The organism is Streptomyces sp. adm13(2018), from assembly GCF_008042145.1.
Classification (GTDB): Bacteria; Actinomycetota; Actinomycetes; order Streptomycetales; family Streptomycetaceae; genus Streptomyces.
On sequence record NZ_RDBH01000129.1, the window covers coordinates 1,431,361 to 1,440,172 of the forward strand.

At 73.4% G+C, this 8,812-nt stretch carries 8 protein-coding genes; 6 read left to right on the forward strand and 2 right to left on the reverse strand.

From position 1 onward, the window contains the following. The 4 genes from EAO70_RS23295 to adhE form a co-directional block, all read left to right on the forward strand. Positions 1-471: LLM class flavin-dependent oxidoreductase (locus EAO70_RS23295; RefSeq protein ID WP_148005311.1), on the forward strand; the 471-nt coding region annotated here is incomplete at its 5' end. Continuing rightward, on the forward strand, positions 468-1,775 hold the full coding sequence (locus EAO70_RS23300) for an NtaA/DmoA family FMN-dependent monooxygenase (protein ID WP_148004748.1): 1,308 nt from the start codon (positions 468-470) through the stop codon (positions 1,773-1,775). The genes EAO70_RS23295 and EAO70_RS23300, both read left to right, overlap by 4 nt. 5 nt (positions 1,776-1,780) lie before the next feature. Continuing rightward, positions 1,781-2,611, forward strand: coding sequence for a DUF1684 domain-containing protein (locus EAO70_RS23305; RefSeq protein WP_148004749.1), 831 nt, complete (start codon positions 1,781-1,783; stop codon positions 2,609-2,611). Between the two features lie 98 nt (positions 2,612-2,709). Continuing rightward, complete coding sequence (gene adhE, locus EAO70_RS23310) at positions 2,710-5,355, forward strand: bifunctional acetaldehyde-CoA/alcohol dehydrogenase (protein WP_410091308.1); 2,646 nt, start codon at positions 2,710-2,712, stop codon at positions 5,353-5,355. A gap of 121 nt (positions 5,356-5,476) precedes the next feature. On the opposite strand, the gene EAO70_RS23315 is transcribed toward adhE, so the two are convergent. After that, a complete protein-coding gene (locus EAO70_RS23315; RefSeq protein ID WP_261992995.1) occupies positions 5,477-6,400 on the reverse strand; it encodes a GNAT family N-acetyltransferase in 924 nt (307 codons plus the stop codon). Between the two features lie 11 nt (positions 6,401-6,411). Between EAO70_RS23315 and EAO70_RS23320 the strand changes: the two genes are divergently transcribed. Next, positions 6,412-7,329, forward strand: a complete 918-nt coding sequence (locus EAO70_RS23320; protein WP_148004752.1) for a S1 family peptidase — start codon at positions 6,412-6,414, stop codon at positions 7,327-7,329. Positions 7,330-7,415: 86 nt separating this feature from the next. On the opposite strand, the gene EAO70_RS23325 is transcribed toward EAO70_RS23320, so the two are convergent. Then, the gene (locus EAO70_RS23325) at positions 7,416-8,621 is read right to left on the reverse strand and encodes an MFS transporter (protein ID WP_261992996.1); all 1,206 of its coding nucleotides are present in this window, start codon (positions 8,619-8,621) and stop codon (positions 7,416-7,418) included. A gap of 4 nt (positions 8,622-8,625) precedes the next feature. On the opposite strand from EAO70_RS23325, the gene EAO70_RS38520 reads away from it, so the two are divergent. Beyond that, positions 8,626-8,812 (forward strand): hypothetical protein (locus EAO70_RS38520; protein ID WP_222723481.1); only part of this gene is annotated, 187 nt, incomplete at its 3' end.

Genomic DNA, 8,812 nt, shown 5'->3' on the forward strand with positions numbered 1-8,812 from the left:
CCGCAGGGCAACCCCGTCACCGTCGTCGACGCCACCCGCCCCGCTGCCCGCGACACCGCCGCCCAGCACGCCGACGTGGCCCTCATCAGGGCCTCCTCCGCCGAGGAGGCCGCCGCCCTGCGCGCCGAACTGCGCCAGGGAGCCCGCGCCCACGGCCGGGACCCCGAACAGCTCCGCGTCCTGCTCTCGGCGACCGTCGACCTCGACGCGTACGAGGGCGGGCCCGGGGCGCTCGCCGAACTGATCGCGGGCTGGCACGGCGGCGGGGCCGTCGACGGCTTCCACCTGGTGCCCGCGGTCCCCGAGCGGGACCTGGAGCGGTTCACCGCCGGCACCGTCGCCCGGCTGCGCGACCGCGGCCTCTTCCGCACGTCGTACGCGGGCACCACCCTCCGCGACCACCTGGGGCTCGTCCGCCCCGTCAGCCAGTACGCCACCGAGGCCCGCGCGACGACGGGAGCCCCCGCATGAGCGCCCGCGAGGGACGCCGGCGGATCCACCTCGCCGCGCACTTCCCCGGCGTCAACTCCACCACCGTCTGGGACGATCCGCACTCCGGATCGCAGATCGACTTCTCCTCCTTCGAGCACCTCGCCAGGACCGCGGAGCGCGGCCTCTTCGACTTCTTCTTCCTGGCGGAGGGGCTGCGGCTGCGCGAGCACAACGGACGCATCCACGACCTCGACGTCGTCGGCCGGCCCGAGTCGGTCACCGTCCTGAACGCGCTCGCCGCCGTCACCGACCGGCTCGGCCTGGCCGGCACGGTCAACGCCACCTTCAACGAGCCGTACGAACTCGCCCGGCGGCTCGCCTCGCTCGACCACCTCAGCGCGGGCCGGGCCGCCTGGAACGTCGTCACCTCCTCGGACGCCTTCACCGGCGAGAACTTCCGGCGCGGCGGCTTCCTGGACCGGGCCGACCGGTACACCCGGGCCGCCGAGTTCCTCGCCACGGCCCGGGAGCTGTGGGACTCCTGGACCCCGGAGGGCCGGCAGCGGCCCTTCGTCCACAGCGGGCCGCAGTTCGGGATCGAGGGCGAGTTCACCGTTCCGCGCTCCCCGCAGGGGCACCCGGTCGTCATCCAGGCGGGCGACTCCGCCGAGGGCCGGGAGTTCGCGGCCTCCGCCGCCGACGTGGTCTTCACCCGGCACTCCACCCTGGAGGCGGGCCGCGCGTTCTACGCCGACGTCAAGGGACGGCTCGCCCGGTACGGCAGGGAGCCCGGCGACCTGCGGATCATGCCCGGCGTGACCTACGTCCTCGGGGACACCGACGCCGAGGCGCAGGAACGCGCCGGGGAGATCCGCCGCCGGCAGGTCTCCCCGCAGAACGCGATCCTCGCCCTGGAGCAGGTCTGGGGCCGCGACCTCTCCGGCTACGACCCGGACGGCCCGCTGCCCGACGTCGACCCCGACCCCGACTCGACCCTCGTCCAGGGCCGGGTGCGGGTCGCCGACCCGGTCGGGGTGGCCAGGAAGTGGCGAGCCCTCTCCGAGGCCAAGGGCCTGTCGATCCGCCAGACGGTCGTCGAGTCCACGAGCCGGCAGTCCTTCGTGGGCAGCCCGGCGACCGTGGCGGCGGCCCTGGAGGAGTTCGTCGCCGCGGACGCGGCCGACGGCTTCATCCTCGTCCCGCACCTCACCCCCGGCGGCCTCGACGAGTTCGTCGACCGGGTCGTGCCGCTGCTCCAGGAGCGGGGCGTCTTCCGGACGGAGTACTCCGGCACGACGCTCCGGTCGCACCTCGGGCTTCCCGAGCCCGTGTGGAAGGGTTGAGCACCATGAGCAGGCACGACGACAGAGGTACGGGTACGGGCACGGACGCGGCGGCCGACCCGCGGCAGGAGTGGCGGCACTGGCACGAGCAGCGGGAGGCCGCGGTCTCCTCCTCGTACGGGCCGCTCTCCCTCACGGGCACCCACTGGCTCGCGGACGTCTCGGAGGGACGGATTCCGGGCGTTCCGGGGGAGTGGCGGGAGGACGGCGACGAGGTGCTCCTCAGCGCCGCCGCCGAGGACGGGATCACCGTCGACGGCGAGCCCTTCACCGGCACGGTCCGGCTCACCGCCGACCACGGCCCGATCCACGAGTCCCGCGCCGCGTCCGCGGGCCGGCGTCTCGTCGTACTGCGCCGCGAAGGACTCTGGGCCGTACGGGACTTCGACCCCGGCTCCGGGGCGCGTACCGCCTTCCGGGGCATCGAGGCCACCCCGTACGACGAGCGCTGGGTGGTGCCCGGCGTCTTCCGCCCGTACGAGGCGACGCGCAGCGTCCGGGTGGAGAACGCCGACGGCCGCGAGCGGGGCCTCGGGCTCTCCGGCGAACTGGCCTTCGCACTGCACGGCGGTGAGCACACCCTCCAGGTGGCCGTCGAGGACGACGGCTCCCTGTGGGCGGTCTTCGCCGACGCCACCAGCGGCCGGGACAGCTACCGCTTCCGCTTCCTGCGCCCGGCCGCCCCGGCGGCGGACGGCTCGGTGACGGTCGACCTCAACCGCGCACTGCTGCCGCCGTGCGCCTTCGCCGACCACTTCATCTGCCCGTTCCCGCCGCCGGGGAACACCCTCGACACCGCCGTCGCGGCGGGCGAGCGGCGCCTGGCCACGGCCTGACCGCACACCCCGGGAGAGCCCCTTTGTGAATCCCTTCACAAAGGGACTTCCGGCCCCTCCCTCCAGGCCCTTTTCCGCCCCTTCTCGCAGGTCACCGGGTGTCGAATGGAGACACAGGAGAAACCGGGACCCACGAAGGAGAGCCGGCCATGGAGACCGAGGAGAGGGTGGACGGACTGGTACGGGAGGCCCTCGGGGCGCTCGACCGGTTCGCGGACCTCGACCAGGAACAGGTCGACCACATCGTCAAGAAGGCCTCGCTCGCCGCGCTGAGCGCCCACGGCGACCTGGCGAAGCTCGCCGTCGAGGAGACCGGCCGGGGCGTCTTCGAGGACAAGGCCGTCAAGAACCTCTTCGCCTGCGAGCACGTCAGCCACGCGATGGCCGGCCTGAAGACCGCCGGAGTCATCCGCCGCGACGAGCTGAACGGCATCACCGAGATCGCCGAACCCGTCGGCGTGATCTGCGCGATGACCCCCGTCACCAACCCCACCTCGACCACCGTCTTCAAGGCGCTCATCGCCCTCAAGACCCGCAACCCGATCGTCTTCGCCTTCCACCCCTCCGCCCAGCACTGCTCGGCCGAGGCCGCCCGGATCGTCCGCGACGCCGCCGTCGCCGCCGGCGCGCCCGCCGGCTGCGTGCAGTGGATCGAGGAGCCCTCCATGGCGGCCACCGGCCTCCTGATGCACCACGAGGGCGTCTCCACCATCCTCGCCACCGGCGGGAACGCCATGGTCAAGGCCGCCTACTCGTGCGGCAAGCCCGCCCTCGGCGTCGGCGCGGGCAACGTCCCCGCGTACGTCACCAAGAGCGCGAAGCTCCCCCGGGCGATCCACGACATCGTGCTCTCCAAGGCCTTCGACCACGGCATGATCTGCGCCTCCGAACAGGCCGCCATCCTCGACACCGAGGTGTACGAGGACGGCATCGCCGAGTTCGAGCGCCTCGGCGGCCACGTCCTCACCGCCGCCCAGAAGACCAAGCTGGAGGAGTACGTCTTCGGCACCACCGCCCACGCCACCGACTGCGCCGGCGCGAAGCTCAACGCGGCCGTCGTCGGCAGGTCCCCCCACTGGATCGCCGCACAGGCCGGCTTCGAGGTCCCCGAGGGCACCTCGGTCCTCCTCGCCGAATGCGCCGAGGTCGGCGAGGGCGAACCCCTCACCCGCGAGAAGCTCTCCCCGATCCTCGCCGTCCTGCGCGCCGACTCCACCGAGCACGGCCTCGCCCTCTCCGCCCGCATGGTCGAGTTCCACGGCCTCGGCCACAGCGCCGCCGTCCACACCGAGGACGAGGCCCTCGCCGAGGAGTTCGGCCGGCGCGTCAAGGCGGTCCGGGTCATCGTCAACGCCCCCTCCACCTTCGGCGGCATCGGCGACGTCTACAACGCCTTCCTGCCCTCCCTCACCCTCGGCTGCGGCTCGTACGGGCACAACTCCGTCTCCGGCAACGTCACCGCGGCCGACCTGATCAACATCAAGCGGATCGGACGGCGCAACACGAGCATGCAGTGGTACAAGGTCCCGCCGAAGATCTACTTCGAGCGGGGCGCCCTCCGCTACCTCGGCGAGATGGAGGGCCTGGAACGGGTCACGGTCGTCACCGACCGGACCATGGGCGAGATCGGCCTCCTCCGGAAGGTCACCGACATCCTGAACGGCCGCCCCGAGCCGGTCACCGTCCAGGTCATCGACTCCGTCGAGCCCAACCCCGAGCTCGCCACCGTCCGGGCCGGCGCCGCCGCCATGCGCGAGTTCCGCCCCGACACCGTCATCGCCCTCGGTGGCGGCTCCCCGATGGACGCGGCGAAGATCATGTGGCTGATGTACGAACGGCCCGAGGTCGAGTTCGCGGACACCCGGGAGAAGTTCTTCGACATCCGCAAGCGCGCCTACCGCTTCCCCAGGCTCGGCGAGAAGGCCAGGCTCGTCGCGATCCCGACCACCTCGGGTACCGGCAGCGAGGTCACCCCCTTCGCGGTGATCTCCGACCCGGAGGCCGCCCAGAAGTACCCGCTCGCCGACTACGCGCTCACCCCGGACGTCGCCATCGTCGACCCGGAACTCCCGCTCCACCTGCCGCCCACGGTCACCGCCGACTCCGGCTTCGACGCCCTCACCCACGCCACCGAGGCCTACGTCTCCGCCTACGCGAACGACTTCACCGACGGCCAGTGCCTCCAGGCGATCAAGCTGATCTTCGAGAACCTGGAGACCTGCGTGACGGAGGGAGCCCGGGCGCCCGAGGCCCGCGAGAAGATGCACAACGCGTCCACCATCGCCGGCATGGCCTTCGCCAACGCCTTCCTCGGCCTGGTCCACGCCATGGCCCACACCCTCGGCAACACCTTCCACGTCGCCCACGGCCGGACCAACGCGCTGCTGCTCCCGCACGTGATCCGCCACAACGGCACCGTCACCCACAAGGCCGTGCCCTGGCCGAAGGCCGAGGTCTACCGGGCCCCGGAGCGCTTCCAGGAGATCGCGCGGATGCTCGGCCTGCCGGCCGCGACCCCGGAGGAGGGCGTGGAGTCCTACGCCCGGGCGGTCGAGGAGCTGCGCGCCCGCTGCGGCATCCCCGCCTCCTTCCAGGAGGAAGGCGTCGAGGAGGCCGCCTTCCTCGCGGCCCTGCCGCAGCAGGCGATGAACGCCTACGCCGACCAGTGCGCGCCGGCGAACCCGCGGATGCCGATGATCGACGAGATGAAGGAGCTGATGACCCGGGCGTACTACGGCCGGTAGCCCGTCGGCGTATGCCAGGTGCCGCCCCGCGCGAGGACGCGCGGGGCGGCCCCTGGGCGTGCCCGGCCCGGGGGCGGTTCGGGAGGCGAGGCTCTGCGGCGCGGGCTCGGAGGGCGCGGGCTCAGAGAGCGCGGGAGAACTCCAGGCGGTCGGCGAAGTTCACGTACCCGGCGCGGGCGAAGGCCCTGGCCATCGCCACGTTCGCGGCGTCGCAGTCGCCGCGGATCTCGGTGGCCCCGGCGGCGGCCAGGACGCGTGTGCCCCGGACCACGACCGAGGTGGCGTACCCCTGGCCCCGGTGGGCGGGGACGACGCCGACGAAACCGATCACCGCGACGGCGGGGTTCTCGGCGGGCAGGCTGATCACGGCGACCGTGCCGTCCGCGGCGTAGCCCAGCTCCCACCAGCCGGGCTCGTGCTTCAGCTCGGCCGTCTCCTCGAAGAGCAGCTCGGCCGCGCGCCGGGCGCCGTGCTGCCGCACGTCGGCCGCGAGGCGGGCGTCCGCGGTGTCCGCGAGCAGTTCGGCGAGGGCCTCGACGAAGGGCCCGGGGCCGAGTTCGGCGAGCGAGCGGAAGGTGAGCCGGGGGTCGTCCGCGGGCAGCGCGCCCGGTGCGCCGGGGGCCCGGTGGACGAACCGGCGTCCGTCGCGGATCACGCCGAAGCCGGACGCCCGCAGCAGCTCGCCGCGGTCCTCCGGGTTCCGCTGGAACTGCGGGGCCTGGGCGGGGGAGTCGACGACGTGCTCCAGCTCCGTCGCGCCCAGCTCCCGGGCTGTGGCGGCCGCCGCGTCGAGCAGCGCGGCGGCGGTCTCCGGAGCGTCCCGCGGCGCCTCGAACAGCACCAGGGCGAGCGGGACCTCCTGTCCCGGCAGGGTCCACAGGACCACGCTGCCGGTGAGGCGGCCGTCGCCGTCCTCGGCGACCAGGCACCACGCGGGCCGGGTGCACCCGCTGTCGAGGAGCTGGGCGAGGTACGCGCGGGTGGCGGCGTTGCGCTCGGCGTCGTCGGGGTGCTCGACCAGGGCGGGGTCCCCCCACTCCCCCACCGGAGGATCCAGTGAACCTCAAGCGTCTGTCCCCCCTCGGCGGCGCGGCCAAGGGCGCACGGCTGATCGCCGTGGCCTCGGCCCTGCTCGCCGCCTCGGCGCTTGCAGTCCCCGCCTCGAACGCCGCCACCGCGGTGGAGGGCCGGGCCACCACCGCCCAACTCGCCGCCGCCGACCGGGCGGTACGCGGAGCCGACGTGCCCGGCACCGCGTGGTACACCGACCAGGCCACCGGGAAGATCGTCCTCACCGCCGACTCCACCGTCTCCGCCGCCGAGATCGCCAAGATCAAGAAGGCGGCGGGCGACCGCGCCGGCAGCCTGGAGATCAAGCGGACCAACGGCACGTTCAACAAGCTCATCGCGGGCGGCCAGGCCATCTACGCGGGCGGCGGACGCTGCTCGCTCGGCTTCAACGTCCGCAGCGGCTCCACGTACTACGCGCTGACCGCCGGCCACTGCACCAACATCGGCAGCACCTGGTACACCAACTCGGGCAACACCACGGTGCTCGGCACCCGGGCGGGCTCCAGCTTCCCGAACAACGACTACGGCATCATCCGGCACTCCAACGCCTCGGCGGCGGACGGCCGGGTCTACCTCTACAACGGCAGCTACCGTGACATCACCGGCGCGGGCAACCCCTCCGTCGGCCAGTCGGTGCAGCGCAGCGGCAGCACCACCGGCCTGCGCAGCGGTACGGTCACCGGCCTCAACGCGACCGTCAACTACGGCGGCGGCGACGTCGTCTACGGCCTGATCCAGACCAACGTCTGCGCCGAGCCCGGCGACAGCGGCGGCGCGCTCTTCTCCGGCACCACCGCGCTGGGCCTGACCTCCGGCGGCAGCGGCAACTGCTCCAGCGGCGGCACCACCTTCTTCCAGCCGGTGACCGAGGCGCTGAGCGCGTACGGCGTGAGCGTCTTCTGACCGCACTCGCCCCACCCGTTCGACCGGCGCACCCGGGCCGGCGGTCCCCCACGGACCGCCGGCCCTTCGGCGTCTGCGGTCGGCGGTCAGCGGTCCAGGTCGCGGTGGGCGGTCTCCGGCAGCCGGAGGTACACCGCCGAGGAGACCAGGCACAGCGCGGCCACGTACCAGGGGAACGCCCCCGGGACGTCCCACTCCTTGAAGAGCGTGCCGACGTACGGCGCCGTGCCGCCGAACAGCGCCACCGTCAGCGAGTACGGGAAGCCGATCCCGGCCGCCCGCACCCGGGCGGGGAACATCTCCGCGTTGACGGCGGCGGAGATCGAGGTGAAGCCGGTCAGCAGCACCATGCCCGCGCACTGGACGAGGAGCAGCGAGAGGAACGACCCGTCGAGCGAGCGCAGCAGCGGGACTCCGAGGACCGCGAACCCGATGCCGAAGAAGAGCAGCGAGGGCTTGCGGCCGAACCGGTCGGAGAGCAGTCCGCCGACCGGTTGCAGCAGGGCGAAGAACGCCAGGGAGAGCGTCCCCGCCAGCAGCGCGTCCGCCTTGTCGATACCGGTGTTGAGCTCGGCGTACGTCGGCAGGTAGGAGGTCCACGTGTAGTACGCGAGCGTGCCGCCGGCCGTGATGCCACCGATCAGCAGCGAAGCCCGGGGGTGGTGGCGCAGGGCGTCGAAGAGCCCCGGCCGCGGGGCCTCGCGCTGCGCGGCGCTCCGGGTCTCCTCCGCGCCCCGGCGGATCCAGAACCCGGCGAGGCTGAACACCGCGCCGAGCAGGAACGGGACGCGCCAGCCCCAGCCGTTCATCCGGTCCTCGCCCAGCTGGCCGACCAGCAGGGCGGCGATGCCCGAGGCGGCGAGCTGGCCGGCGGAGGTGGAGACGTACTGGAAGGAGGAGAACAGGCCGCGCCGGCCGGGTCCCGCCGACTCGACGAGGAAGGTGGTCGAGGCCGCGAACTCCCCGCCCACCGACAGGCCCTGGAGCAGACGGGCGATGACCAGCACGACGGGGGCGAGGACGCCGGCCGCCGCGTACGTCGGGGTGAGGCCGACCAGCAGGCTGCTGCCGCCCATGAGCAGGATCGTCGCCGTGAGGGCGGCCCGCCGTCCGCGCCGGTCGGCGAGCGCGCCCATCAGGAGTCCGCCCACGGGACGCATGAAGAAGCCGACGGCGAAGACGGCGAAGGCCGACAGGAGGGGGACGAGGGAGTTCCCCGCGCTCCGGGGGAAGACCTGGTTCGCGATGTACGCGGCGAGGAAGGTGTAGGCGTACCAGTCGTACCACTCCACGGCGTTGCCGACGGAGGCCGCGAGGAGCTGGCGTAACGGGCGCCGGGCGGCGGGTGGTCGCGACGGTGACGCCGCGGGCCCTGACTCCGGTGTCTCGGCCGGGTCGCTGCTGGCGGGGGCGCTCTCCCTGGCGTTCTTCGCCCTGCTGCAACCGGTCGGCGGACTGCTCTCCGACCGGTTCGGCCGCAAGC

Excerpts from the sequence above, each read along its gene's own strand:
- EAO70_RS23300 (WP_148004748.1), top strand. The coding sequence starts at position 468 with ATGAGCGCCCGCGAGGGACGCCGGCGGATCCACCTCGCCGCGCACTTC.
- EAO70_RS23305 (WP_148004749.1), top strand. The coding sequence starts at position 1,781 with ATGAGCAGGCACGACGACAGAGGTACGGGTACGGGCACGGACGCGGCG.